The sequence below is a fragment of the Zoogloea sp. genome, assembly GCF_028693495.1.
Lineage (GTDB): Bacteria > Pseudomonadota > Gammaproteobacteria > Burkholderiales > Rhodocyclaceae > Zoogloea.
In genome coordinates, this window is record NZ_JAQUVG010000029.1 from 1 (window position 1) to 24,260 (window position 24,260).

Genomic DNA, 24,260 nt, shown 5'->3' on the forward strand with positions numbered 1-24,260 from the left:
GACGTCAAGAAGGCCGTGGTCAAAGAAGCTGCCGGTGATGCCAAGCGCCGCGGCGGACTCAAGACCCGGGGCGATACGACCGGCGGTGCCGGGGGCTGGCGTGGCGGTGGTCGTGGCGGTGGCCGTCACGGTGGTCGCAATCAGGAAGTCACTTCATTTGTGGCGCCCACCGAGCCCATCGTACGCGAGGTCCACGTACCGGAAACCATCTCTGTGGCCGATCTGGCCCACAAGATGTCAGTTAAGGCCACCGAAGTGATCAAGGCGCTCATGAAGATGGGTTCCATGGTCACCATCAACCAGGTCCTTGATCAGGATACGGCGATGATTCTGGTGGAGGAAATGGGCCACAAGGCGCTTGCCGCCAAACTGGACGACCCGGATGCCTTCCTCGAGGAACATGCCGAGCACAAGGACATCCCCCTGGAGCCCCGCGCTCCGGTCGTGACCGTGATGGGTCACGTGGATCACGGCAAGACCTCGCTGCTGGATTACGTCCGGCGTGCCAAGGTTGCCGCTGGCGAAGCCGGTGGCATCACCCAGCATATCGGTGCCTATCATGTGGAAACCGATCGCGGCATGATCACGTTCCTGGATACTCCGGGGCACGAGGCCTTTACTGCCATGCGTGCGCGTGGTGCCAAGGCCACCGATCTGGTTGTGCTGGTGGTGGCTGCGGATGATGGTGTGATGCCTCAGACCAAGGAGGCCATTCACCACGCCAAGGCGGCTGAAGTGCCCCTGATCGTTGCTGTCAACAAGATCGACAAGCCGGGGGCAAACCCTGAGCGGGTCCGCCAGGAGCTGATCGCGGAAGGCGTGGTGCCGGAGGCCTATGGTGGTGACACCATGTTCGTGGAAGTGTCGGCGAAGGCGGGCACCGGTATCGATGAGCTGCTGGAGTCCATCCTTCTGCAGGCTGAAGTGCTCGAGCTCAAGGCTCCCAAGGAGTCCATGGCCAAGGGTCTCATCATCGAAGCCCGTCTCGATAAGGGGCGTGGTCCGGTGGCGACTCTGCTGGTTCAGTCCGGAACCCTCAGGCGGGGCGACGTACTGCTGGCTGGAGCGACCTTCGGTCGTGTCCGTGCGATGCTTGACGAAAACGGCAAGCCCATCGAAGAGGCGGGTCCGTCCATTCCGGTCGAGATTCTCGGCCTGTCCGAAGTGCCGGGTGCGGGTGATGAAGTCGTGGCGCTGGCCGATGAGCGCAAGGCTCGCGAGATCGCCCTGTTCCGTCAGGGCAAGTTCAGGGATGTGAAGCTGGCCAAGTTGCAGGCAGCCAAGCTGGAAAGCATGTTTGAACAGATGGGTGATGGCGAAGTCAAGACCCTGCCCCTGATCATCAAGGCCGACGTACAGGGTTCCCAGGAAGCACTGGCCCACTCCTTGATCAAGCTCTCCAACGACGAAGTGCGGGTGCAGGTCATCCATGGTGGCGTGGGCGCGATCAGCGAGTCCGATGTGAACCTGGCTCAGGCATCTGGTGCGGTGCTGATCGGCTTCAACATCCGTGCTGACGCCAACGCCCGCAAGCTGGCCGAGACCTTCGGCGTGGATATCCGCTACTACAACATCATTTACGACGCGGTGGATGAGGTCAAGAGTGCCCTGTCCGGCATGCTGGCTCCCGAGAAGCGCGAGCAGGTCTTGGGGATGGTCGAGATTCGTCAGGTCTTCACCATTTCCAGGGTCGGTACCATTGCAGGCTGTTACGTTCTTGAAGGTCTGGTCAAGCGCAATGCCCAGGTTCGGGTGCTGCGCAACCATGTGGTCATTCATAGCGGTGAGCTCGAATCCCTCAAGCGCTTCAAGGATGACGTCAAGGAAGTCAAGTTCGGCTACGAGTGCGGTCTGCAGGTCCGTAATTTCAACGATCTCCAGGAGGGCGATCAGCTCGAGGTCTTTGAAATCCAAGAAGTTGCGCGGACCCTGTAAGCGATGCCAAAGGAGTTTTCGCGGGGGCAGCGCGTGGCGGAGCAGATCCGTCGTGAACTGGCTGAGCTGATCCGCCTGGAAGTGAAAGATCCCCGCGTCGGTTTCATTACCCTGACCGACGTGGAGATTACTCCCGATTACGCTCACGCCAAGGTCTTCTTCACCTCGCTGACGGGGCAGGAAGGTCTGGAAGAGATTCAGAAGGGTCTCCGCCGGGCCAGCAGTTTTCTGCGTCGTGAGCTGGGTCGGCGTATTCGCATCCACACGCTTCCCGAACTGCATTTCACTTATGATCCATCCGTCGAAACCGGTAACCGCATTTCTGCACTGATTGACAAGGCGGTTGAGTCTGACCGGCGGATGTCTGGGGAAGATCCGGCCGACGGCCTGGATGGCGGGCCTCCGGTGACGGATGGTCCGGATGATCGCCAGTCCTGATGGACCCCTGCGGCGCTGAGGCGCCGCGTTTTCTGGAATCTTCGTTTGTCCCGTCCTCCTCAGCGTCGCACGCCCCGGCGTATCGTCGATGGCGTCCTGTTCCTCGACAAGCCCGTCGGGATGAGCTCGAACCATGCCCTGCAAAAAGCCCGGTGGTTACTGAAGGCTGCCAAGGGTGGGCACACCGGTACCCTTGATCCTCTGGCCAGTGGTCTTCTGCCGCTCACCTTCGGCGAGGCGACCAAGTTCTCCCAGACCTTGCTCGACGCCGACAAGACTTATGAGGCAACCATTCTGCTGGGGATCAGCACGACCACCGCGGATGCGGAAGGTGAAGTGCTCGAGAGGCATCCCGTCAGCGTTACGGACGGTGACATCGAAGCCGTGATGGGGCGATTGCGCGGGCTGATCGAGCAGGTGCCGCCCATGTATTCGGCCCTCAAGCATCATGGCAAGGCTCTCTATGAGTATGCCCGGGAAGGGATCGAGATTCCTCGTGAGGCGCGAAAGGTGACGATTCACGCCTTTGATGTGCTGACAAGGGAAGGTGACAGCCTGAAGGTCCGGGTGGCCTGCAGCAAGGGTACGTATGTGCGCACGCTGGCTTCCGATCTGGGTGCTTTTTTAGGGTGCGGGGCACATCTGACTGCCCTGCGCAGAACACGTATCGGTCCCTTCGACCTGGAGGGTTCGGTTACCCTGGCTGATTTCGAAGCTTGTCCCGAAGAGGCCAGGGAGGGGCGCCTGGCGCCCGCGGATGCGTTGCTGGTGCACCTTGCGGTGTGCCGGCTTGACGCGGAACAAACCCGGCAGTTCCTCCACGGCCAGCCGGCCAGGGAGGTGGCAGGGGAGTGTGGCAGGATGTATCGCGCCTACGAGGGCGAGCGCTTCCTGGGAGTCGGAACCGTGGACGAAAAGGGAGCCCTGATCCCGAATCGTCTGGTGGCTACCGGCATTCGATGAAACTTCTTGAGCCTTGTGCCCTGGCTTGGGTATAATCCGGCGCTTCGCAAGGCTAAATCCAACCGAGTTAAACAATGGCAATCTCCACTGAACAAAAAGCGCAAATCGTCGGCGAATACGCGCGCGCCAAGGGCGACACCGGATCTCCGGAAGTGCAGGTCGCTCTGCTCACCGCCCGCATCAATGACCTGACCGGCCACTTCAAGGCCAACGTCAAGGATCACCACTCCCGTCGCGGCCTTCTGATGATGGTCAGCCAGCGTCGCAAGCTCCTTGACTACCTGAAGCGCAAGAACGTCGATAGCTATCGTCAGCTGATCGCCCGCCTTGGCCTGCGCAAGTAAGCGGATTAGAGCTGCTTCAGTAGCGAACGTGACAGCCCTGCCTGGTGTGCAGGATTGATCATGGGCACAGCCGGTGTAAGTCCACGTGGCTTCCGCCGGCTTTGTCACATCTGTGCGCCTGAGAAGACGGCGCCTTACCTCGGCTAAATGTGCGGTTGTAGTTTGCCGCCAGCCGGTTGAATGAAAGGATATTCTTTGCCTACCGCAATCAAGAAGAGTTTTACCTACGGATCTCACACCGTCATCCTGGAAACGGGTGAAGTTGCCCGCCAGGCTCATGGTGCTGTACTCGTCAATATGGACGATACCGTAGTGCTGGCCACCGTCGTGGCGGCCAAGAATGCCAAGCCGGGCCAGGATTTCTTTCCCCTGACGGTCGACTACGTTGAAAAGTTCTATGCTGCCGGCCGCATCCCCGGCGGTTTCTTCAAGCGTGAAGGTCGTCCGACCGAAAAGGAAACCCTTACTTCCCGCCTGATCGACCGTCCGATCCGCCCGCTGTTCCCGGAAGGCTTCTACAACGAGGTCCAGGTGATCGCCCAGGTGGTGTCCCTGAATCCGGAGGTCGACGCCGACATCCCCGCGATGATCGCCGCCTCCGCGGCCCTGGCCATCGCCGGCATTCCGTTTGCCGGCCCGATCGGCGCCTGTCGCGTGGGTTACGACAATGGTGCCTACATCCTCAACCCGACGGCCACCCAGCTGCAGACCAGCAAGATGAACCTGGTGGTTGCCGGTACCGAGACGGCCGTGCTGATGGTCGAATCCGAGGCCCTCGAGCTGCCGGAAGACGTGATGCTGGGCGGCGTGGTTTTTGGCCACACCCAGATGCAGGCTGCCATCAATGCCATCAACGAACTGGTTGAAGTGGCGGGCAAGCCCGAGTGGGACTGGCAGGCTCCGGCGAAGAACGAAGCCCTGATCGCCCGTGTCACTGAGATCGCCAGCGCCAAGATCGACGAAGCTTTCCGCATCACCGCCAAGCAGGCCCGTTCGCAGCAGCTGTCGGCCATCGGCAAGGAAGTGCACGAGACCCTGGTGGCGGAAGGTATCGAGTTCGATGCCAACACCGTCAACAACATCATCTTTGATCTGGAAGCCAAGGTCGTGCGCGGTCGGATCCTCGGCGGCGAGCCGCGTATTGATGGTCGTGACACCCGTACCGTGCGCCCCATCGACATCCGTGTCGGTGTGCTGCCCCGTACTCACGGTTCCGCCCTGTTTACCCGTGGTGAGACCCAGGCCCTGGTGGTGACCACCCTGGGCACCGGCCGTGACGAGCAGATCATCGATGCGGTCGCCGGTGAGTACCGCGAGCGCTTCATGCTGCACTACAACTTTCCCCCGTTCTCCACTGGCGAATGCGGTCGCTTCGGCTCGCCCAAGCGTCGTGAGATCGGCCACGGCCGTCTGGCCAAGCGTGCGCTGGCTGGCGTGCTGCCGAGCAAGGAAGAGTTCTCCTACACCGTTCGCGTGGTGTCCGAGATCACCGAATCCAACGGCTCCAGCTCCATGGCGTCCGTCTGTGGCGGCTCCCTGGCCATGATGGATGCCGGCGTGCCCCTGTCCGCTCCGGTGGCCGGCATCGCCATGGGCCTGATCAAGGATGGCGGCCGCTTTGCCGTGCTGACCGACATCCTGGGTGATGAAGATCACCTGGGCGACATGGACTTCAAGGTGGCTGGTACCGAGAACGGTGTGACCGCCCTGCAGATGGACATCAAGATCCTCGGCATCACCAAGGAGATCATGCAGGTTGCCCTGGCCCAGGCCAAGGAAGGCCGGCTGCATATCCTCGACCTGATGAAGACGGCCTTGGGCGAAGCCCGCGGTGAAGTGTCCGATTTCGCGCCGCGCATGATCACCCTGAAGATCAACCCCGAGAAGATCCGCGACGTGATCGGCAAGGGCGGTGCGGTGATCCGCGGTCTGCAGGAAGAGACCGGCACCATCATCGAGATCACCGATGACGGCAATGTGACCATCTCTTCCGTGAGCTCCGAAGGCGCCCAGGTGGCCAAGAAGCGCATCGAAGACATCACCGCTGAAGTGGAAGTCGGCAAGGTCTATGAAGGCCCGGTCATCCGTATTCTCGATTTCGGTGCGATCATCAACATCATGCCGGGCCGTGACGGCCTGCTGCACGTCTCCCAGATCGCCAACGAGCGCGTCAATGCCGTGTCTGACTACCTCAAGGAAGGTCAGGTCGTCCGCGTCAAGGTGCTCGAGACCGACGAGAAGGGCCGTGTACGTCTGTCCATGAAGGCGTTGCTGAACGAACAAGCCCAGTAAATCATCAAGCTGGCTTGTCATGATGGGCGCCGGTCGGCGCCCATTTTTCTTTCCAGTTTCCAGTCTTTGGGCGCTGGCGGGCTTGAGCTGCTTTCCCGCGGGGACGGCCCTTTTTCCCTTTTCGTGTTTCATCCTCTCCAGGACCCAGACCGATGAAAAACCTCAAGGATCCATCCCTTTTCCGTCACCAGGCCTATCTGGCCGGCCAGTGGTGCCATGCCGACGGAGGAGGGCAGCTTGACGTCATCAATCCGGCCACGGAAGAACGCCTTGGCCATGTGCCCTTGATGGGGGAGGCGGAGACAGAAAGGGCCGTGGCTGCGGCCAATTCCGCCTGGCCCGCTTGGCGAAAACTACTGGCCAGGGAGCGTTCGGCCATTCTTCAGCGTTGGTTTCAATTGATTCTCGCTCATGCTGACGACCTGGCGCTGATGATGACCCTGGAGCAGGGCAAGCCCCTTGCCGAGGCGAAGGGGGAGGTCGTGTATGCAGCGTCTTTCGTGGAATGGTTCGCCGAGGAGGGCAAGCGTCTTTACGGCGAAACAGTGCCGAGCACCAGTGCTGATCGTCGCCTGATGGTGATTCGTCAGCCGGTGGGGGTGTGTGCAGCGATAACACCCTGGAATTTTCCGGCCGCCATGATCACCCGCAAGGTGGCGCCGGCCCTGGCAGCTGGCTGCACGGTGGTGATAAAGCCTGCCGAACAGACGCCGTTCACTGCACTGGCCCTGGCGGTGCTGGCAGAGCGGGCAGGTTTTCCAGCTGGGGTCTTCAATGTGCTGACCGGTGATCCGCTGGCCATTGGTCGCGTGCTCACCGGTAGTCCGATCGTGAGGAAGCTTTCCTTTACTGGATCCACCGAGATCGGTCGTCTGCTCATGGCCCAGTGTGCTCCAACGATCAAGAAGCTGTCCCTGGAGCTGGGGGGGAATGCGCCTTTCATCGTTTTTGATGATGCAGACCTCGATGCTGCCGTGGCGGGGGTGCTCGCCTCCAAGTACCGGAATGCCGGACAGACCTGTGTCTGCGCCAACCGCCTGCTGGTTCAGGACACGGTTTACGATGCCTTTGCAGCCAGACTGGTGGACGCGGTCAAGAGCTTCAGGGTTGGCAACGGGCTGGAGCAGGACGTCACCATCGGTCCGTTGATCGATGGGGAGGCGGTGGCCAAGGTGGATGCTCACGTGGCGGACGCCCTGGCCAAGGGGGCCCGGCTGCTGGTGGGTGGCCATTGGCATGGGGCTGGCGAGCATTTCTACGAACCTACCGTGCTGGTCGATGTGACGCCTGAGATGCGGGTTGCCCGGGAGGAAACCTTTGGTCCTGTGGCGCCCCTGTTCCGCTTCTCGACAGAGGAAGAGGCGATTCGCATGGCCAATGATACCGAGTTCGGTCTGGGCGCCTACTTTTATGCCCGCGATGTGGGGCGGGTGTTCCGGGTAGGGGAAGCGCTTGAGTACGGTATCGTGGGAATCAACACCGGGATCATCTCCAACGAGGTGGCACCCTTCGGCGGTGTCAAGCAGTCGGGGCTTGGCCGGGAGGGGTCCCGTCACGGTATCGAGGAATACACGGAGCTGAAGTATCTGTGCCTGGGGGGAGTGGATCAATGATGCGTCACGCCGGTGGGTTGAGTCCTTCGCCGTGGGTCACCCGTTTTGCGGCGTTGATCCCCGCAGGGGGAGAGGTGCTGGATCTGGCCTGTGGGAGCGGCCGGCATGTGCGCTGGTTGGTCAGCCGGGGATACAGGGTCGAGGCCGTGGATCGCGACGCAGTGGCGCTGGAGTTGCTGACAGGGGTACCTCATGTGACGCCTAGGGAAGTCGATCTGGAAGAAGGACCGTGGCCCTTCGATGGGCGTCACTTTGATGCGATTGTCGTGACCAACTACCTTTTCCGCCCCCGGCTTGGTCTTTTGCTGAGTGCCCTCAATCACGGCGGAGTCCTGATTTATGAAACCTTCATGGAGGGCAATGAGCGTTTCGGGAAACCCAGCAATCCGGATTTTCTGCTGCGCTCCCATGAGCTGCTGGAACGGGTGGCGGGGGCGTGCACGGTGCTTGCTTACGAACAAGGCGAGGTGAGTGAGCCCAGACCTGCGGTTATCCAGCGGATCTGCGCCGTCAAGGGACACCATCCTTCCCTGCGTCTGCCGCCTGGCTTCAGCGCAGCAGGGGCTTGAGTTCCCGCCAGATGGTGTCGAGGATCAGTGGCTGAGCTTCGGCCGTCGGGTGGATGCCGTCCTGCTGAAAGAGGCGGCGCTGCTCGGCAAAGCCTTCCATCATGAACGGTACCAGCCGTAGCCGGTTGGCGTGGGCGATGTCCCTGAAGCTGGCTTCGAAGGCCTGCGTGTAGGCGGGGCCGTAGTTGGGAGGCATGCGCATGCCTACAAGGAGCACCTTGGCCCCGTGCCCCCGGGCTGCATCCACCATGGCTTGCAGATTGGCCTGCAGGGTCTTGACCGGCAGGCCGCGCAGACCATCATTGGCGCCCAGTTCGATGACCACCACGGTGGGTTGGTGGGTCTGCAATGCGCCAGGCAGGCGGCTGCGCCCCCCCGCAGTGGTTTCACCGCTGATGCTCGCATTCACCACCCGATGAGGCAGCTTTTCCTTGCGGAGCCGTTCCTGCAGCAAGCTTGGCCAGGCCTCTCCAGCCTGGAGGCCGTAGCCGGCCGACAGACTGTCACCCCATACCAGTATCGATCCTGCCCAGGCAGGGGCAGCCACCAGAAGCAGGCCCAGGGCGGCATGGCGGAGCAGGAGGGAAAAGAGCCTCATGGGGCGCGATGGTGTTCAGGCGGACAGCTTGCCGGAGCAGTGCCCCTGGACCAGCTGGAGCAGGGCAGGGAAGATCTTCGGCGTGCCGGCAACGAGGTTGCCGCTGGTGAGGTAGGTGGATTCACCTGCCAGGTCCGACACAAGACCGCCTGCCTCGCTGATCAGGAGCGCTCCGGCGGCCATGTCCCAGGGGGACAGGCCAAATTCCCAGAAGCCGTCCAGACGGCCTGCCGCCACGTAGGCCAGATCCAGGGAGGCTGCACCCGGGCGGCGCAGCCCGGCGGTCTTCTGGGTGAGTTCCTTGAAGATGGCCAGGTAGGTATCGACATTGCTGAACTGCCGGTAGGGGAAGCCTGTGCCAATCAGGGAATCCTGCAGCTTGACCCGCTTCGAGACGCGGATACGGCGGTCGTTGAGGAAGGCGCCGGCACCCTTGGAGGCGGTGAACAGCTCGTTGCGGTTTGGGTCGAAGACCACAGCCTGTTCCACCACGCCGCGGCGGGCCAGGGCGATGGAGATGGCGTATTGAGGAAACCCGTGCACGAAGTTGGTGGTGCCATCAAGGGGGTCGATGATCCACTGGTACTCGGTTTCAGCCTCCGGGCCGGTCTCGCCGGACTCTTCTGCTAGAATGCTGTGGCTGGGATAGGCTTCGCGAAGCACCTGGATGATGGTCTCTTCGGCGGCCCGATCCACCTCCGTGACGAAATCGTTGGTGCTCTTGGTCTCGACCCGGATGCTGTCCAAGTCAAGGGAGGCCCGGTTGATGACGGTGGCGGCGCGGCGCGCGGCCTTGATGGCAATGTTCAGTGTGGGATGCATGGGTGTCTGGCGTGGTCTGCCGGCCCGGGCAACAGGCCCACCGGTCGACTCTAATTCGGAAAACCCCATAGTTTAATATGAACCTTGATGGCGCGCTTGAGCGCGTGCGTGTCGTATTGTCCCGCACCAGTCACCCAGGCAACATCGGCGCCGCGGCCCGGGCCATGAAAACCATGGGCTTGTCCCAGCTCGTTCTGGTCAATCCCCAGTCTTTTCCCGATCCGGTGGCGACGGCCAGGGCCGCTGGCGCTGGCGATATTCTGGCCCATGCCCGGGTTGTGGCGACGCTGGAGGAGGCCCTTGAGGGCACGGTTTTTGCTGCGGCGATGACTGCCCGGAAGCGTGAGCTTGCGGTTCCGGGCAGGTGGGCCAGGGAGGCGGCCGCGGACCTGGTCGGCCGTACCCGGACCGGCGGTGATGTGGCGCTGGTTTTTGGGAACGAGACCGTAGGGCTCTCCAACGAGGAGGTCATGCTGTGTCATATGCCGGTCAAGATTCCGGTCAGCGCGACTTATTCTTCCCTCAACCTGGGGGCTGCGGTCCAGGTGATGTCCTACGAACTGCGCATGGCGGTCCTGGATCCGGGGAGTGTGCCGGGGGTTGAGTTCGAGCCTGCCAGTTTTGAGGAAGTGGAAGGGTTCTATGCCCACCTGGATCGGGCCATCACGGCCAGCGGTTTCTTTCACCCCAGCAACTCCAAACGCCTGTGGCCGCGGTTGCGCCGGCTTTTTGGACGGATCCGGCTTGAGAAGGATGAGATCAATATCCTGCGGGGAATGTTGAGCGCCTTCGAGAAAAAGTAGACTAAAATAGTCGGAAATTAAGCGCGTTCTCCACCGGGCTCCTTCTGGCAGGGGGTGGGCGTGCTCCAGCGCATCGTTTCGGGAGTTTTTAATGTTCAGTCGTCTGCGGGAGGATGTAGCCAACGTCCTTGAGCGGGACCCGGCCGCACGCTCCACCTGGGAGGTGCTGACCTGTTATCCGGGCATGCACGCCCTATGGCTGCATCGTTTTGCCCATGCCGCATGGCGGCGGGGGTTCCGCTGGCTTGGCCGTTTCACAAGTCATGTGGGGCGCATGCTCACCGGCATCGAAATTCATCCAGGCGCAACCATTGGTCGGAGGGTCTTCATTGATCACGGAATGGGTGTGGTGATCGGAGAAACCGCCGAAGTGGGTGACGACTGCACCATTTATCAGGGTGTAACTCTCGGCGGCACATCCCTTTACCGAGGTACGAAGCGCCATCCCACGCTCGGAAAAGGGGTGGTGATCGGTGCGGGCGCCAAGGTGCTCGGTGGATTTGAGGTGGGGGAGGGCGCCAAGGTGGGGTCCAACGCGGTGGTGGTGAAACCGGTTCCTGCCGGAGCCACGGCGGTTGGCAATCCCGCTCGGATCATCGAATCTGGCAAGGATGAGGCTGCCCGGGTGCGGGAACTCAAGGCCGAGCAGATGGGCTTCACCGCCTACGGGGTGACCCGGGATCTGGATGACCCTGTTTCCAAGGCCTTGCATGGACTCCTGGATCACGCGGTGGAAACCGACAGGCGCATCCGCTTGCTGGTGGAGCGCATGGCGGAGGCGGGAATGGCGGTGGATGGGGCTGAGCGGGCGCAGGATGCCTTCGATCCTCAGGGCTTGGGAAAGATGGTGGATTGAGGCTGTGTTCCTCCGGAGGTCCGGGTGAAATAGTTGATCGTTTTGGTCGGGTTTGGTATTCTTGACTGAAATATTCAACTATTGCTTTTCTGTCCTCGGGAGCCGACATGAGACTCACCACCAAAGGTCGCTTTGCCGTTACGGCAATGATTGACCTGGCGCTTCGCTGCGCAGATGGACCGGTTACTCTGGCCGGCATCGCCGAGCGCCAGAAGATTTCCCTGTCTTACCTGGAGCAGCTGTTCGGAAAGTTGCGGCGCTTTGCGCTGGTGAGCAGTGTGCGCGGTCCGGGTGGTGGCTATGCCCTGGCCAAGGCCATGGAGGCAATCACGGTAGCCGACATCATTGCCGCCGTGGATGAGCCGCTGGATGCCACGTCCTGCGGCGGCAAGGAAAATTGCCACGACGAGCATCGCTGCATGACCCACGACCTGTGGACCAACCTGAACCGCCGGATGTACGAATATCTGCATTCTGTCACCCTGGCCAGTCTGGTGGAGCAGCAACGCCGCAAGGTTGCGGCTTCGACTGTCGCCGTCCTCCATGATGGTCGTCCGGGTGCCGCCTGCAGCAAGGCTGCAGCGGCGGTCTGAAGCGAATCGGGATTGTTCCTGATGTTTGCGCCGACTTACCTTGATCATAATGCCACGACGCCTCTCGCACCTGAGGTTCGGGAGGTCATGCTGCCCTGGCTTGGAGAGCGCTTCGGTAACGCATCCAGTCGCCATGAATACGGGCGGGCGGCCCGCAAGGCCATCGAGGAGGCTCGTGGCCAGGTTGCAGCTGCCGTGAATGCGCATCCCTCCGAGGTGATCTTCACCAGCGGCGGCTCGGAGGCGAACAACCTGTTCATCAAGGGTGTAGCCGCGCAGGCCAAACCGGGTCTGATTGCGGTGAGCGGGGTGGAGCATCCCTGTGTGCGTGAGCCTGCCCGGCAGCTTGTGCGGAGTGGCTGGCGATACCATGAGCTGGCTGTGGATGGGGCCGGGCGCATCGACAGGGCTGCCTTCGACACCCTGGTGTCGGAAAAGCCGCGTCTGGTCTCGGTGATGTTGGCCAACAACGAGACCGGGGTCGTGCAGGACATTGCCCCGCTGGCCCACGAGGTGCGGGTCCGGGGTGGCTGGATGCACACGGACGCGGTGCAGGCGCTGGGCCGGATGGACGTGGATTTTCGGGCCCTGGGTGTACACGGCCTGGCGCTGTCGGCCCACAAGATATATGGTCCGATCGGGGCCGGCGCCCTGATTGTGGATAAGCGGGTCGATCTGGCTCCAGTGGTGGCCGGCGGTGGTCAGGAGCGGAACTTGCGCTCCGGCACCGAGAACGTGATGGCGATTGCCGGTTTTGGCCGCGCCTGTGAGCTGGTGGTCACGGCCAGGGCAGAGCGGATGGCCCGTCTCGAAACACTGCGGGCCCACCTGGAGCATGGGCTGTCAGGCCTGGGGGCCTGTATTTTCGGATTTGCGGCTCCTCGTCTTGGGAACACCAGTTTTTTTGCCTTTCCTCATGTGGATGGCGAAACGCTGGTTGGCAGGCTGGACAGGGCGGGTTTCGCAGTGGCCAGCGGTTCCGCCTGCTCCAGTGCCCATCCCGAACCTTCCCACACGTTGCTGGCGATGGGGGTGGCGCCGGAGCTGGCCCGTTCGGCGCTGCGGGTCAGTCTCGGCGCAGCGAATACCCGACAGGATGTGGATGGATTTTTGCAGGCCCTCGGCGAAAGTCTCGCCAGCCTCCGAACCCTGACCGCGATGGTGGTCTAAGTCGTTGTCACGACATCAATTTTGCAGTACGGAGAAGATGAAGATGCTCAAGTTTCCGATCTACCTCGATTATTCCGCGACCACGCCGGTGGACCCCCGCGTGGCGGAGAAGATGATCCCCTATCTGACGGAACTGTTCGGTAATCCGGCCTCCCGCAGCCATCCCTTTGGCTGGACTGCCGAAAAGGCAGTCGAAGAGGCGCGCGAAGAAGTTGCCGCCCTGGTGAATGCGGACCCGAAGGAAATCATCTGGACCTCCGGCGCCACTGAATCCAACAACCTGGCCATCAAGGGGGCTGCCCATTTCTACAGTGGCAAGGGCAGGCACGTCATTACCCTCAAGACCGAGCACAAGGCCGTCCTGGATACCGTGCGCGAACTCGAGCGCCAGGGTTTCGAGGCCACCTACCTGGATGTCCTCCCCAATGGCCTGGTGGATCTGGAGGCCCTCAAGGCCGCCATCCGGCCAGACACTGTGGTGATCTCCGTGATGTTCGTGAACAACGAGATCGGGGTGGTCCAGCCCATCGCCGAGATCGGCGAACTGTGTCGCGAGAAGGGCATCATCTTCCACGTGGATGCGGCTCAGGCCACAGGCAAGGTTGCCATCGACCTGGCTACCCTCAAGGTAGACCTGATGTCCTTCAGTGCCCACAAGACCTACGGTCCCAAGGGCATCGGTGCCCTTTACGTGCGTCGCAAGCCGCGGGTCCGCCTGGAGGCTCAGATGCACGGTGGTGGTCATGAGCGCGGCCTGCGCTCAGGTACGCTGGCCACCCACCAGATCGTCGGCATGGGCGAGGCCTTCCGTCTGGCACGTCTCGAAATGGCTGACGAAAACAAGCGTGTCGGAGCTCTCCGGGATCGCCTGCTGAAAGGCCTCAGTACCATCGAGGAAACCTTTGTCAATGGCGATCTGGAGCACCGGGTACCCCACAACCTGAACATCAGTTTCGCCTATGTGGAAGGCGAATCCCTGATCATGGCGATCAAGGATATCGCCGTGTCCAGCGGCTCTGCCTGCACCTCGGCCAGCCTGGAGCCGTCCTATGTGTTGCGGGCTCTTGGCCGCAATGACGAACTGGCCCACAGTTCCATCCGTTTCACCATCGGCCGCTTCACGACGGTCGAGGAAATCGACTATACGATAGCCCTGCTGCAGAAGAAGATCGGGAAGCTCCGCGAACTCTCTCCCCTGTGGGACATGTTCAAGGAAGGGATCGATCTGGATACCGTGCAGTGGGCAGCCCACTGACAGGAGAACGAAAATGGCATACAGCGAAAAGGTCCTCGACCACTACGAAAACCCCCGCAATGTGGGCGCCTTCGGCAAGGAAGACGATGGTATCGGCACCGGCATGGTGGGTGCCCCCGCCTGTGGTGACGTCATGAAGTTGCAGATCAAGGTCGGAAAGGATGGTGTGATCGAAGACGCCAAGTTCAAGACCTATGGTTGTGGCTCCGCGATTGCTTCCAGTTCCCTGGTGACCGAATGGGTCAAGGGCAAGACCCTGGATCAGGCCCTGGAGATCAAGAACACCGCGATTGCCGAGGAGTTGGCCCTTCCGCCGGTTAAAATCCATTGTTCGATCCTCGCCGAGGACGCTATCAAGGCGGCCGTCGAGGACTACAAGAAGAAGCACAACGGCTGAAAGGAACGCGATCATGGCAGTCACCCTGTCCGACAAGGCTGCAAAGCACATCGGCAACTTCATCGACCGTCGGGGCAAGGGCGTGGGCATCCGTCTCGGTGTGCGCACCTCCGGTTGTTCCGGCATGGCCTACAAGCTGGAGTTTGCTGATGAGGTTCTGCCCGAGGATGTGGTTTTCGAGAGCCATGGCCTCAAGGTGCTGATTGATCCGAAAAGCCTGCCTTACATGGACGGAACCGAACTGGACTTTGTCCGTGAAGGCCTCAATGAAGGCTTCAAGTTCAACAACCCGAACGTGAAAGGTGAGTGTGGCTGTGGCGAAAGCTTCACCGTCTGATCTGAACCGCGGGTAAGCGCGCCGCGCCGGATCCCGATGGGGCGGCGCGGCTCTTTCCTTGGGCTCCCGGCTTCCCTGGGCTGGTGCAATGATTCGAAAGGTTCCGATGCTCGATTTGAAACAGGATTACTTTGCCCTGTTCGGGCTTGCTCCTTCCTATGCAGTGGATCTGGACAGGCTGGAGCAGGCTTATCTGGATCTGCAGGCCAAGGTGCATCCTGACCGTTTCGCGCATCTGTCAGATGCCGAAAAGCGGCTGTCCATGCAATGGGCCACCTACGCCAACGAGGCCTTCAGGACCTTGAAAAGCCCATTGGAGCGTGGCCAGTATGTGCTTGAGCTGAAGGGTGTCGATCCGGAGTTCGAGACCAACACCGCGATGTCTGCGGAATTCCTGATGGAGCAGATGGAATGGCGCGAAGCCCTGGGCGAGGCCCGGGAAGCCGGCGACGAAGACACCTTGGAAGAACTGGCACGACGCATCCGGCGGGACGGCAAGGCCCTCGTCGAGCAATTGGGTGCGCAACTGGATGAACAGGATGACCTGGCCGCAGCGGCCGATACGGTCCGGCGCATGAAATTCCTGGAAAAGCTTCAACATGAAATCAATGATGCCTTGACGGCACTGGAATCCTGATGGCTCTGCTGCAAATTTCCGAACCAGGCCTGTCCACCGCTCCCCACCAGCACCGGCTGGCGGCGGGAATCGATCTGGGCACGACCAACTCTCTGGTGGCCACTGTTCGTAATGGCGTACCCCTGTGTCTGCAGGATGAAGAGGGCAGGATCCTGCTGCCTTCCGTGGTGCACTACCTGCCCGATGGCCAGGTGGCCGTGGGGCGCAAGGCTCAGGTGGCCCAGGCTGTGGACCCGCGCAACACCATCGTTTCGGTGAAGCGATTCATGGGACGCGGGTTGAAGGATGTGGCCCATGTGGAAACCATGCCCTATGACTTCGTGGATGCCGAGGGCATGGTTCGGCTGCGTACCGTCCAGGGGGTCAAGAGTCCGGTGGAAGTGTCTGCCGAGGTACTGCGGGACCTGCGCATCCGGGCGGAGCGCAGCCTGGGAGGGGAACTCACTGGTGCAGTGATCACGGTACCGGCGTACTTCGACGATGCCCAGCGTCAGGCTACCAAGGATGCGGCCCGCCTGGCGGGCATCAACGTGCTGCGTCTCCTCAACGAGCCGACTGCTGCGGCGATTGCCTATGGTCTGGAGAACGCCTCCGAAGGCGTCTATGCAGTCTATGATCTGGGGGGAGGGACCTTTGACCTCTCCATCCTGCGCCTGTCCAGGGGGGTATTTGAGGTGGTGGCCACCAGCGGCGACGCCTCTCTGGGGGGAGATGACTTTGATCATCGCCTGTTCTGCTGGATCCTCGACAACGCCGGTATTTCCCTGCCCTCGGACCGGGACGCCCGGCGCTTGCTGATGAAGGCCAGGGAGGTCAAGGAGCGTCTGACCAGCGATGACTCGGTGCCCATCCGCCTGACCCTCGACAGTGGCGACGAGGTGGATCTGACCCTCGACCGGAGCGTGTTTGCGGACATCACGGCCACGCTGGTGGCCAAGACCCTCAAGCCCATGAAGAAGGCCCTGCGGGATGCCGGTCTGGAGCCTGAGGATGTCAAGGGCGTGGTCATGGTGGGCGGTGCGACCCGCATGCCCCATGTGCAGAAGACGGTCGGAGACTTCTTTGGCCAGACGCCTCTGACCAACCTGGATCCCGACACCGTGGTAGCCATCGGTGCCGCGATGCAGGCCAACATTTTGGCTGGCAACCGGGCTGCCGAGGATGAGTGGCTGCTGCTGGACGTGATTCCCCTGTCGCTGGGTGTGGAAACCATGGGAGGCCTTGCCGAGAAGATCATTCCTCGCAATTCCACGATTCCGACGGCCCGCGCCCAGGATTTCACCACGTTCAAGGATGGCCAGACAGCCATGGCCTTCCATGTGCTCCAGGGGGAGCGGGAACTGGTTTCCGCCTGTCGTTCCCTGGCCCGCTTCGAGTTGCGGGGCATCCCGCCGATGGTGGCCGGCGCTGCGCGTATCCGGGTCACTTTCCAGGTGGATGCGGACGGCCTGCTGTCCGTGACCGCACGGGAACAGACCACTGGCACCGAGGCGACTGTCCAGGTCAAGCCAGCCTATGGCCTGGCGGATGACGAAATCACCGAAATGCTCAAATCCGGTTTCGAGCATGCGCGGGACGATATGGAATTGCGCGGCCTCAAGGAGCAGCAGGTAGAGGCTGAGCGGGTGATCGAGGCCACTGAAAAAGCCTTGCTGGCGGACGGAAACCTGCTCAGTGATGCCGAGCGTGCCGATCTGGACGCAGCCATCGCAGCACTCAAGAGCGCTGCTGCAGGTGAAGATGCCCGAGCCATCAAGATTCAGCTGGAGTCTTTCAACCGGGCTTCCAACGAGTTTGCCTCACGACGCATGGACAAGAGCATCCGCCAGGCTCTCGCAGGCCACAAGATCGACGAAATCCGGCTTTGAGCCTTTACTTCCGGACAGACAACGCCATGACTACACTGATTGTTCTACCCCACCTGGAATTGTGCCCGGAGGGCGCCGTGCTTGAGGTCGAGCCTGGCCAGACCATCTGCGACGCACTGCTGAACCATGACATCGATATCGAGCATGCCTGCGAGAAATCCTGTGCCTGCACCACCTGTCACGTGATCATCCGCGATGGTTTCAACAGCCTGGAGGCTGCGGAGGAGCTCGAGGAGGATCTTCTGGACAAGGCCTGGGGTCTTGAGCCGACTTCCCGCCTGTCCTGTCAGGCGGTGGTGACCGACACACCGTTGACAGTGGAGATTCCCAAGTATTCCATCAACATGGCACGGGAGGGCAAGCACTGATGAAATGGACTGAGGTTCAGGAAATCGCCATCCAGTTGTCCGAAACCCATCCGGACGTGGATCCCTTGAAGGTCAACTTTGTGGACCTGATGCGCTGGGTGATGACGCTTCCCGAGTTTGATGATGATCCGAAGCACTGCGGTGAGCGGATCCTGGAGGCCATTCAGCAGGCCTGGATCGACGAAGTGACCTGAGATGATGCGCGGCGGCTGTGATGGCCGCCTTCCGGGCGTGCACCCACTGGGCAGGGGCTGGCCGTTTCCTGGTGAGGCGGACAGCCCCTTCGTATTGATCAGCGGGGCACGAGATGGGAGGGTTCGTTGAGGGACAGCCAGTAAAGACCCAGTTGTCCCACCGCATGCAGGAAGCGTTCGAAGTCCACTGGCTTGCGGATGTAGCTGTTGGCTCCCAGTCGATAGGCCTCGGAGATGTCCTGGGGCTCTTTCGAGGTGGTCAGTATGACGACAGGGAGGAGAACGGTCCGCTCGTCGGCGCGAATCCGGCGCAAGACCTCAAGACCGTCGATACGAGGCAGCTTCAGGTCGAGCAGTACAAAAGCCGGCATGAGGGTGTCGTCGCGACTGGCGTGAGTGCCGGTGCAGAACAGGTAGTCGAGGGCTTCCACCCCGTCCCGGGTAACGACCACCGGATTGGCAATCCTGTTTTTGCTGAAGGCGCGAAGGGCCAGCGCTTCGTCGTCGGGATTGTCCTCGACGAGGAGAATGGGGCGATCGGTCGCCATATGCACTCCTTGAAACTACCCGAGCTTTTTTATCGGTGCCACTGTCGAGGCGTGAAACATCTTGCGCCTCGACAGGCTCCTGTTAACGGCAAACTTCGGGGAGTCTTGATGCTCAGTGCGGAGGGTGTGCTCTTATTGGATCTGACCTGCTTCCAGAACGAAGATCTTGTCGTCTCCGCTGGGGCCGGTGAGCCAGGTGGGGGTCAGAGCGGGGAAGGCCTCCTCGACGATGTCCCGGTTATGGCCCACTTCGATGGCGATCAAACCGTCTTCCTTCAGGTAGCGGGGTGCGTCGGTGAGGAGTTGGCGTACCAGGTCAAGGCCGTCCTCGCCGGAGCCGAGAGCGAGACCTGGTTCGTGAAGATACTCGGCTGGAAGGCGGTCCATGGCTTCACGGGTCACATAGGGCGGATTGCTCAGGATGAAATCGAAGCGCTGCCCGGGGACGGAGGAGAACCCGTCTGACTTCACCAGATGGATGCGATCTTCCAGGCCGTAGTCAGCTATGTTGGCGGCGGCCACGTCAAGGGCATCCTGTGAGAGGTCCACTGCGACGATTTCGGCGTTGGGGAAGGCGTGGGCCATCAGGATGGCCAGGCATCCGGAGCCTGTGCACATGTCCAGGGCGGCTGTCACCGCTTCCGGATCCTGGATCCATGGGCTGAACCCGTTCTCCAGCAGTTCGGCGAAGTAGGAGCGGGGAATGATGACTCGCGGGTCCACCTGGAAGCGGAAGTCGCCGAGCCAGGCTTCGCCGGTGATGTAGGCGGCCGGGAGCTTGTCCACAGCCCGTTGCTCGATGACTTCATAGAGGGCTTCCCGCTCGTCACCGGGAATGCAGGCGTCCAGGAAGGGGTCAAGGCGGTCGATGGGCAAGGCAAGGGTATGCAGGACGAGATAAACCGCCTCGTCATAAGCATCCTGCAGACCATGGCCAAAATGACACCCTGCCCGGTTGAAGCGGGTCACTGCATAGCGGATCCAGTCCCGGACCGTGACGAGTTCGGCCAGAGGTCCATGGTCATGTTCAGGGTCGTGGCCGTCGTGTTCGTCAGGGCCGTTCGCGTCGTGTTCGTGGCTCATGGGGTCTCCGGGGTGGTCAGCAGGTTTTCGAGGGTGCGGCGATAGATGGTCGAAAGGGGCGCGATGGCCTCCAGCGCCACGCATTCGTCCAGTTTGTGGATGGTGGCATTGACCGGACCGAACTCAACCACCTGGGGGCAGATCTCGGCGATGAAACGGCCGTCGGAGGTCCCTCCCGTCGTGGATAGTTCCGGGGTGATGGCCAGGGTGTCCCGGACCGCCTGCTCCATGGCGTCCACCAGCGTTCCCCGGGGGGTCAGGAAGGGCTTGCCACCGAGGGTCCAGGCAAGCTCGTAGTCGAGGCCGTGCCGGTCGAGGATCGCATGTACCCTGGCCTTGAGCGCATCGGCCGTATGTACGGTGGCAAAGCGGAAGTTGAACATCACCTCCAGGGTCCCCGGGATCACGTTGGTGGCGCCGGTGCCTGCCTTTATGTTGGACATTTGCCACGAAGTGGGGGGAAAGTACTCATTGCCCGCATCCCAGGTAACGGAGGCGAGTTCGGCCAGGGCAGGCGCAGCCAGGTGGATGGGATTCCTGGCCAGGTGCGGGTAGGCGATGTGGCCCTGAACCCCCTTGACCGTGAGCTTGCCGGACAGGCTGCCCCGCCGGCCATTTTTGATCATGTCGCCCAGGGTATCCACGGAGGTGGGTTCCCCCACGATGCAGTAGTCGAGGGTTTCTCCCCGTGCTTTGAGAGTGTCCACGACCAGGGTGGTGCCGTGGGTGGCATCCCCTTCCTCGTCAGAGGTGAGGAGGAGTGCGATGGAGCCGGGATGCTCAGGATGGCTGGCAACAAAATCCTCTATGGAGGTGACGAAGGCCGCCAGGGAGGTTTTCATGTCGGCGGCGCCCCGGCCGAAGAGATGACCGTCCCTCTCGGTGGGTACGAAGGGATTGGAGGTCCAGGCTTCCAGTGGGCCGGTGGGGACCACGTCCGTATGGCCGGCAAAGACGACCAAGGGCCTGGCGGTGCCGCGGCGGGCCCACAGGTTGCTTACGCCGCCGCCATCGAGGCGTTCGCAGACGAAGCCCAGGGGGGCCAGCCGTGCGGCGATCAGTTCCAGGCAGCCGGCATCCTCGGGCGTGACGGAGGTGCGGGCGATCAGTTCGCGGGTCAGGTCTAGGGTGGGGTTCCCGGTCTGGGGTGCATTCATGGTCGGTTTTGTCGGATTCAGTCTTCGTGATCGAGTTCGAGGGTGAATTCCTTGAAGGAGGAACCGTCCGGGTCGGTTTGCTCGAAGTCGATGGTCGGTGGGTTGCGGGCGCCCCGATCATTGTTGCCACTGCTGATCTGGGCGTTGTTGATCAGCCAGGACAGGTTGGTGGGTGAGTCCGCATTGCTCAGGGCCTCTTCCAGGGTGATGGTCTTTTCCCGGTAAAGCCGGAACAGATCCTGTTCGAAGGTACGCGATCCTTGGGTCAGGCTCTGTTCCATCGCATCCTTGATGGCGGAAATTTCACCCCGCTCGATCAGGTCCGCCACCTGGCGTGTGTTGAGAAGGATCTCCACGGCAGGTGTCCGGCCTCCGTCGGGGCGCTTGACCAGACGTTGGGAGACGATGCAGCGCAGGGTGGCTGCCAGATCCAGGGAGAGCAGGGCGCGGGCGTCGATCGGGAAGAAGCTGAAGATCCGGTTCAGGGCGTGATAGGCGTTGTTGGCATGGAGTGTTGCCAGACACAGATGACCGGTCTGGGCGTAGGCCAGGGCGGCCTCCATGGTCTCCTTGTCGCGGATCTCACCGATCAGGATGCAGTCAGGGGCCTGGCGCATGGCGCTGCGCAGGGCGTTGTGCCAGTCGAGGGTATCAGCACCGATCTCCCGCTGGTTCACGATCGACATCTTGTGCTTGAAGAGGTATTCGATCGGGTCCTCAATGGTGAGGATATGGCCGGAGCGGTTCTCGTTGCGGTAGTCCAGCATCGAGGCGATGGTCGTGGATTTGCCGGACCCGGTGGCTCCCACCACCAGCAGCAAGCCACGTTTTTCCATGATTACGTCGCTCAGCACCGGGGGCAGATCCAGACTGTCCAGACGGGGAATATTTCCTGCGATGTAGCGTACGACGATGGCGATGCTGTTGCGCTGCCAGAAGATGTTGACCCGGAAATTGCCCAGATCCCGCCGGCCGAAGGAGAGGTTCATCTCCTTGCTCTTCTCGAAGCGTTCGGTCTGCTCCGGGGTCATCATCTCGTAGGCCATCCGCTGGACCATTGCCGGGTCCATGGCCTGCTGATTGATTGGCAGGGTGTTGCCGTCGATCTTGATGTGAATCGGCGTGCCGACAGTGATGAAGATGTCGGAGGCCTTTTTTTCGGCCATCAGGGCGAAAAGCTTGTCGATGATCATCGGGCGGCCTGCAGAAAAGGATGGGGCCGCCCATGGGCGGCCCCTGGCTGGTCAGCTGCCTCAGTCGCGCAGCAGTTCGTTGATGCTGGTCTTGGCCCGGGTCTGGGCGTCGACCTTCTTGACGATCACGGCGCAGTACAGGCTGTACCTGCCATCGGCAGACGGCAGGTTGCCGGAGACCACGACGGAACCCGCGGGCACCCGGCCATAGGTCACCTCACCGGTGGCACGGTCGTAGATCTTGGTGCTCTGACCGATGTATACGCCCATGGAGATGACACAGTTGTCTTCCACGATCACGCCCTCCACTACTTCGGAGCGGGCGCCGATGAAACAGTTGTCACCGATGATGGTGGGGTTGGCCTGGAGCGGCTCCAGCACGCCGCCGATGCCGACACCGCCGGAAAGATGAACGTTCTTGCCGATCTGGGCGCACGAACCGACGGTCGCCCAGGTGTCCACCATGGCGCCCTCGTCCACATAGGCACCAATATTCACATAGGAGGGCATCAGGACCACGCCCTTGCCGATGAAGCTGCCGTGACGGACGGTAGCGTTCGGGACCACGCGGAAGCCGCCGTTGGCGAAGTCATGGGCATCGTAGTGGTCGAACTTGGTCGGAACCTTGTCGAAGTAGCGGGTGCCACTCTCGATGACCTGGTTGTCGTGGGTGCGGAAATACAGCAGCACGGCCTTCTTCAGCCACTGGTGGGTGACCCACTCGCCGTTGATCTTTTCGGCGACCCGCAGCTTGCCCTGGTCCAGTTCGTTGATCACATGTTCGATGGCTTCGATCTGCTCCCGGGTGGCGCTCGCGGCGGACAGCTCGGTGCGGCGCTCCCAGAGATCTTCGATCAGGGCGGAGAAGGGATTTTCGTGATGGGTCATGATGTGCAGATGATTGGGGTCGAGATGGGAGGTCATGCAAGTGGCCTGTCTTGGAGTTGTTGGGCGAAGCGCACGATGCGCTCGGCAGCTTCGACACACTCTGCCAGGTCGGCCACCAGAGCGATGCGCACGAATCCGGCGCCTGGGTTGATGCCGTGGGCTTCTCGGGCGAGGAAGCTGCCCGGCAGAACCGTCACATTATATTCGGCCTGCAGGCGACGAGCGAACTCGGTATCCGACAGCCCGAGCCGGGTAACGTTCGCCCAGAGGTAGAAGCCCGCGTCGGGCAAGGATACATCCAGCCAGGGCTGGAGCATGGGGGTGATGGCCGCGAATTTCTCGCGGTACTGGCGGCGGTTCTCGGCCACATGGGCTTCATCGTTCCAGGCGGCGGCGGAGGCGGCCTGCACGCTGGGGCTCATGGCGCAGCCGTGGTAGGTGCGATAGAGAAGGAAGCGCTTGAGGATCGCCGCGTCTCCGGCCACGAAGCCGGAACGCATGCCTGGTACGTTGGAACGCTTGGAGAGGCTCGAGAACATCACCACGTTGCGGAAGTCGGTCCGGCCCAGGCGGTGGGCGGCTTCCAGCCCGCCGACGGGCCGCTGGGCATCGTCGAAGTAGATCTCCGAGTAGCATTCGTCCGCGGCGATCACGAAGCCGTGGCGATCGGACAGGGCAAACAGGGTCGCCCATTCGTCCAGCGACAGCACCCGCCCCGTGGGGTTGCCCGGAGAGCATACATAGACCAGCTGGACCCGCTGCCATTCGGCGTCGCTGACGGACCCGAAGTCCGAGCCGAAGTTGTCCCCGGGCAGCGTGTTGATGAAACAGGGCTGGGCGCCGGCCAGATAGGCGGCACCCTCGTAGATCTGGTAGAAGGGATTGGGGCAGACGACCAGGGGCGCGGGCTGGCTGCCGTCGATGACGCATTGGGCAAAGGCGAACAAGGCCTCCCGGGAGCCGTTGACCGGCAGGACCTGGCTGGCGGCACTCACCTGGGGAAGCCCGTAACGGCGCTCCAGCCAGCCCGCAATGGACTGGCGCAGGGCGTCGGAGCCCTGGGTGGTCGGATAGTTGGCGAGTCCGGCGAGGTTCTCCACCAGGCTCTGACGGATGAAATCCGGCGTCGCGTGCTGGGGCTCGCCGATCGACAGGCGGATGGCCTTGAGGTCGGCGGGGGGCGTGATGCCTTCGAACAGGGCGCGGAGCTTTTCGAAGGGATAGGGGTGGAGCTGGTCGAGCAGGGGGTTCACGTTGGGCGGGAGTCCTGTAGGCAGCCCTCGGGGGGCGGGATGGTGGGAAGCCGGATCATCGCCGGCTGGCCTCGTCCAAGGCCGGT

Annotated in this window: 26 protein-coding genes; 18 read left to right on the forward strand and 8 right to left on the reverse strand. The window is 61.8% G+C overall.

Annotated features, from left to right (window positions below; genetic code table 11):
• The 7 genes from infB to PHD22_RS06815 all read left to right on the forward strand — a co-directional run.
• Positions 1 to 1,935: translation initiation factor IF-2 (infB, locus tag PHD22_RS06785; protein ID WP_299864125.1), on the forward strand; the 1,935-nt coding region annotated here is incomplete at its 5' end.
• Between the two features lie 3 nt (positions 1,936 to 1,938).
• The gene (gene rbfA / locus PHD22_RS06790) at positions 1,939 to 2,373 is read left to right on the forward strand and encodes a 30S ribosome-binding factor RbfA (RefSeq protein ID WP_299864128.1); all 435 of its coding nucleotides are present in this window, start codon (positions 1,939 to 1,941) and stop codon (positions 2,371 to 2,373) included.
• A 45-nt stretch (positions 2,374 to 2,418) separates the two neighbouring features.
• Positions 2,419 to 3,336, forward strand: coding sequence for a tRNA pseudouridine(55) synthase TruB (truB, locus tag PHD22_RS06795; RefSeq protein ID WP_299864131.1), 918 nt, complete (start codon positions 2,419 to 2,421; stop codon positions 3,334 to 3,336).
• A 74-nt stretch (positions 3,337 to 3,410) separates the two neighbouring features.
• The gene (gene rpsO, locus PHD22_RS06800; protein WP_299864133.1) at positions 3,411 to 3,680 is read left to right on the forward strand and encodes a 30S ribosomal protein S15; all 270 of its coding nucleotides are present in this window, start codon (positions 3,411 to 3,413) and stop codon (positions 3,678 to 3,680) included.
• 180 nt (positions 3,681 to 3,860) lie between these two features.
• Entirely contained in the window at positions 3,861 to 5,972 is a 2,112-nt protein-coding gene (gene pnp, locus PHD22_RS06805) for a polyribonucleotide nucleotidyltransferase (RefSeq protein ID WP_366520691.1), read from the forward strand.
• A 152-nt stretch (positions 5,973 to 6,124) separates the two neighbouring features.
• A complete protein-coding gene (locus PHD22_RS06810) occupies positions 6,125 to 7,585 on the forward strand; it encodes an NAD-dependent succinate-semialdehyde dehydrogenase (protein WP_299864139.1) in 1,461 nt (486 codons plus the stop codon).
• Positions 7,582 to 8,154, forward strand: coding sequence for a class I SAM-dependent methyltransferase (locus tag PHD22_RS06815; protein WP_299864141.1), 573 nt, complete (start codon positions 7,582 to 7,584; stop codon positions 8,152 to 8,154). The genes PHD22_RS06810 and PHD22_RS06815 overlap by 4 nt, the downstream gene beginning before the upstream one ends.
• On the opposite strand, the gene PHD22_RS06820 is transcribed toward PHD22_RS06815, so the two are convergent.
• The gene (locus PHD22_RS06820; RefSeq protein ID WP_299864144.1) at positions 8,135 to 8,752 is read right to left on the reverse strand and encodes an arylesterase; all 618 of its coding nucleotides are present in this window, start codon (positions 8,750 to 8,752) and stop codon (positions 8,135 to 8,137) included. The two genes, PHD22_RS06815 and PHD22_RS06820, sit on opposite strands and share 20 nt — an antisense overlap.
• Before the next feature lie 15 nt (positions 8,753 to 8,767).
• The gene (locus PHD22_RS06825; RefSeq protein ID WP_299864146.1) at positions 8,768 to 9,574 is read right to left on the reverse strand and encodes an inositol monophosphatase family protein; all 807 of its coding nucleotides are present in this window, start codon (positions 9,572 to 9,574) and stop codon (positions 8,768 to 8,770) included.
• 77 nt (positions 9,575 to 9,651) lie between these two features.
• Here PHD22_RS06825 and PHD22_RS06830 point away from each other — a divergent pair, with 77 nt between their 5' ends.
• The 11 genes from PHD22_RS06830 to iscX all read left to right on the forward strand — a co-directional run bounded on the left by PHD22_RS06830 (position 9,652) and on the right by iscX (position 18,052).
• The gene (locus PHD22_RS06830; RefSeq protein ID WP_299864149.1) at positions 9,652 to 10,377 is read left to right on the forward strand and encodes an RNA methyltransferase; all 726 of its coding nucleotides are present in this window, start codon (positions 9,652 to 9,654) and stop codon (positions 10,375 to 10,377) included.
• 91 nt (positions 10,378 to 10,468) lie between these two features.
• A complete protein-coding gene (gene cysE, locus PHD22_RS06835; RefSeq protein ID WP_299864152.1) occupies positions 10,469 to 11,233 on the forward strand; it encodes a serine O-acetyltransferase in 765 nt (254 codons plus the stop codon).
• Between the two features lie 107 nt (positions 11,234 to 11,340).
• Entirely contained in the window at positions 11,341 to 11,826 is a 486-nt protein-coding gene (gene iscR / locus PHD22_RS06840; protein WP_299864155.1) for a Fe-S cluster assembly transcriptional regulator IscR, read from the forward strand.
• Between the two features lie 21 nt (positions 11,827 to 11,847).
• The gene (locus PHD22_RS06845; RefSeq protein WP_299864156.1) at positions 11,848 to 12,996 is read left to right on the forward strand and encodes a cysteine desulfurase family protein; all 1,149 of its coding nucleotides are present in this window, start codon (positions 11,848 to 11,850) and stop codon (positions 12,994 to 12,996) included.
• A gap of 43 nt (positions 12,997 to 13,039) precedes the next feature.
• Positions 13,040 to 14,251 carry an IscS subfamily cysteine desulfurase gene (locus PHD22_RS06850; protein ID WP_299864158.1) on the forward strand — a complete coding sequence of 404 codons (1,212 nt, stop codon included), beginning with the start codon at positions 13,040 to 13,042 and terminating at the stop codon, positions 14,249 to 14,251.
• Positions 14,252 to 14,264: 13 nt separating this feature from the next.
• Positions 14,265 to 14,648, forward strand: coding sequence for a Fe-S cluster assembly scaffold IscU (iscU, locus tag PHD22_RS06855; protein WP_299864160.1), 384 nt, complete (start codon positions 14,265 to 14,267; stop codon positions 14,646 to 14,648).
• Positions 14,649 to 14,661: 13 nt separating this feature from the next.
• Positions 14,662 to 14,985 carry an iron-sulfur cluster assembly protein IscA gene (gene iscA, locus PHD22_RS06860; protein WP_299864163.1) on the forward strand — a complete coding sequence of 108 codons (324 nt, stop codon included), beginning with the start codon at positions 14,662 to 14,664 and terminating at the stop codon, positions 14,983 to 14,985.
• A gap of 106 nt (positions 14,986 to 15,091) precedes the next feature.
• A complete protein-coding gene (gene hscB, locus PHD22_RS06865) occupies positions 15,092 to 15,622 on the forward strand; it encodes a Fe-S protein assembly co-chaperone HscB (protein ID WP_299864166.1) in 531 nt (176 codons plus the stop codon).
• A complete protein-coding gene (gene hscA / locus PHD22_RS06870; RefSeq protein ID WP_299864169.1) occupies positions 15,622 to 17,490 on the forward strand; it encodes a Fe-S protein assembly chaperone HscA in 1,869 nt (622 codons plus the stop codon). The genes hscB and hscA overlap by 1 nt, the downstream gene beginning before the upstream one ends.
• A gap of 26 nt (positions 17,491 to 17,516) precedes the next feature.
• The gene (gene fdx, locus PHD22_RS06875; protein WP_299864172.1) at positions 17,517 to 17,858 is read left to right on the forward strand and encodes an ISC system 2Fe-2S type ferredoxin; all 342 of its coding nucleotides are present in this window, start codon (positions 17,517 to 17,519) and stop codon (positions 17,856 to 17,858) included.
• Positions 17,858 to 18,052 carry a Fe-S cluster assembly protein IscX gene (iscX, locus tag PHD22_RS06880; RefSeq protein WP_299864175.1) on the forward strand — a complete coding sequence of 65 codons (195 nt, stop codon included), beginning with the start codon at positions 17,858 to 17,860 and terminating at the stop codon, positions 18,050 to 18,052. Before fdx ends, iscX begins: the two co-directional genes overlap by 1 nt.
• 98 nt (positions 18,053 to 18,150) lie before the next feature.
• Here iscX and PHD22_RS06885 read toward each other — a convergent pair whose 3' ends face one another.
• The 6 genes from PHD22_RS06885 to dapC all read right to left on the reverse strand — a co-directional run bounded on the left by PHD22_RS06885 (position 18,151) and on the right by dapC (position 24,174).
• Positions 18,151 to 18,600, reverse strand: coding sequence for a response regulator (locus tag PHD22_RS06885; RefSeq protein ID WP_299864177.1), 450 nt, complete (start codon positions 18,598 to 18,600; stop codon positions 18,151 to 18,153).
• A 132-nt stretch (positions 18,601 to 18,732) separates the two neighbouring features.
• Positions 18,733 to 19,683: a 50S ribosomal protein L3 N(5)-glutamine methyltransferase gene (gene prmB, locus PHD22_RS06890; protein WP_299864179.1), complete on the reverse strand. Its 951-nt coding sequence runs from the start codon at positions 19,681 to 19,683 to the stop codon at positions 18,733 to 18,735.
• Positions 19,680 to 20,840 (reverse strand): succinyl-diaminopimelate desuccinylase, encoded by a 1,161-nt coding sequence (dapE, locus tag PHD22_RS06895; protein ID WP_299864181.1) that lies wholly within the window; start codon positions 20,838 to 20,840, stop codon positions 19,680 to 19,682. Before dapE ends, prmB begins: the two co-directional genes overlap by 4 nt.
• 17 nt (positions 20,841 to 20,857) lie before the next feature.
• Positions 20,858 to 22,033 carry a PilT/PilU family type 4a pilus ATPase gene (locus PHD22_RS06900; RefSeq protein ID WP_299864184.1) on the reverse strand — a complete coding sequence of 392 codons (1,176 nt, stop codon included), beginning with the start codon at positions 22,031 to 22,033 and terminating at the stop codon, positions 20,858 to 20,860.
• Between the two features lie 60 nt (positions 22,034 to 22,093).
• Complete coding sequence (gene dapD / locus PHD22_RS06905; protein WP_299864200.1) at positions 22,094 to 22,921, reverse strand: 2,3,4,5-tetrahydropyridine-2,6-dicarboxylate N-succinyltransferase; 828 nt, start codon at positions 22,919 to 22,921, stop codon at positions 22,094 to 22,096.
• Between the two features lie 32 nt (positions 22,922 to 22,953).
• On the reverse strand, positions 22,954 to 24,174 hold the full coding sequence (gene dapC / locus PHD22_RS06910) for a succinyldiaminopimelate transaminase (RefSeq protein ID WP_299864186.1): 1,221 nt from the start codon (positions 24,172 to 24,174) through the stop codon (positions 22,954 to 22,956).
• Positions 24,175 to 24,260: the final 86 nt, after the last annotated feature.